This window comes from Mesotoga sp. BH458_6_3_2_1 (assembly GCF_003664995.1).
In the GTDB taxonomy this organism is placed as follows: Bacteria; Thermotogota; Thermotogae; order Petrotogales; family Kosmotogaceae; genus Mesotoga.
The window spans coordinates 1-1,593 of record NZ_JFHL01000034.1; the positions used below are offsets into that span (position 1 = coordinate 1).

Genomic DNA, 1,593 nt, shown 5'->3' on the forward strand with positions numbered 1-1,593 from the left:
TAGAGAATATACGAGTGGGGAATAAGACTAGACAGAAAGTTCTGGTTAATCTGGGGAGGGTAGATGATCTTCAGAACAGCGGCCAGATAGATAGGCTTATTGAAAGCCTGAGGAACTTCTCGACGAAAGAATGGATTAGGAAAGAAGCCCTTAATGTGAATCAAACCTATCTGTGGGGACCTGTTGTTATCTTCGAGCAGTTATGGAAGGAACTTGGTATTGAAAGAGTATTGAGGAGACTGCTGGGAGATACGGATGCCGTTAGCGATTACGTTGAGGCTATATTCGCTATGGTACTTAACAGACTTGTCGAACCGAGATCGAAGAGAGGAGTAGACAAGTGGGTAGCCAAGGTTTACAGACCTGAGTTCGAGCAGCTGAGTCTTCAGCATTACTACCGTGGACTGGATTATCTCGAGAAGTTCAAGGAAGAGGTGGAGGAAGAGCTATTCAGTAATGTGAAGACTCTCTTCAACTTGAATCTCGATCTAGTCTTCTGGGATACAACGAGCACGTACTTCCAGGGAGAAGGACCTGAACTTTCAATGTATGGTCGTTCCAAGGATCACAGGTCTGATTGCAAGCAAGTGATGATAGGTGTACTAATGACGAAGGATGGTTTCCCCGTTGCTCACCAAGTCTTCCCCGGAAACACAGCTGACATAGATACCTTCAAGATAGCTCTTGAGGATATACGAAGAAGATTCAACATAGACAGGGTTATAGTGGTAGCCGATAGAGGAATGATAAGCAATGGACTCATTGAGGAGATAGATAAGGCCGGGCTTTCATACATATTCGGTGTGAAGATGAGAAGAAGCAAGAGAGTTGAAGCGGTATTGAATCAACCCGGTGATTACGAAGAAGTGGAAGAGAATCTGAAGGTAAAGGAAGTTCTGTATGAGGGGGAGAGATACGTAATCTGTTTCAATCCATTTCAGGCAGAAAGAGACAGAATCAAGAGAGAAGAGATAGTGAAGAACCTTACGAAGAAACTTAAACAGGGACCTAAGAGTCTTGTGGGAAACAGAGGATACAGAAGATATCTGAGTATGCAGAAAGCAGATGTGAAGATAGACCAGGAAAAGATGGCTTCGGAAGTCAAATACGATGGCAAATACGTTCTAAGAACGAACACAAAACTAACCAATAGAGAGGTTGCTCAATCATACAAGTTACTGTGGAAAGTAGAGAGGGCCTTCAGGGAACTGAAGAGCGGACTCGATCTTCGCCCCATATACCATTACACAGACACGAGGGTGAAGGGACACATAATGATCTGTTTCCTTGCGCTTGTAATGGAGACTGCCTTATGCAGAAAGCTGAAAGAGATTGGAAGTACTTTCTCTTACGCAGAAATACTTGAAGACTTGAAAGAGATAAGAGCAGTTGAGATAACGATAGAAAACAAACGCTTTCTTGCAAGGACTGAAACGATGGGCAATGCTTACGACGCTTTCAAAGCACTCAAGATAAGACCACCGGATCTACTCAAAGAGATTGCATAACAGACCACTGTGGTGGTACGTCTGTTTTTCTTTTCATTTTTCCCCATGTTTAGCTGTTTTCAGATTCGTTGCTGTCAAAGTTGAG

1 protein-coding gene is annotated in these 1,593 nt (G+C 43.4%); it reads left to right on the plus strand.

Going from position 1 to position 1,593, the window contains the following annotated elements; genetic code table 11:
• A partial coding sequence (locus tag Y697_RS14495) for an IS1634 family transposase (RefSeq protein WP_121552523.1) occupies window positions 1-1,508 on the plus strand: 1,508 nt, incomplete at its 5' end.
• Between the last annotated feature and the right edge of the window lie 85 nt (window positions 1,509-1,593).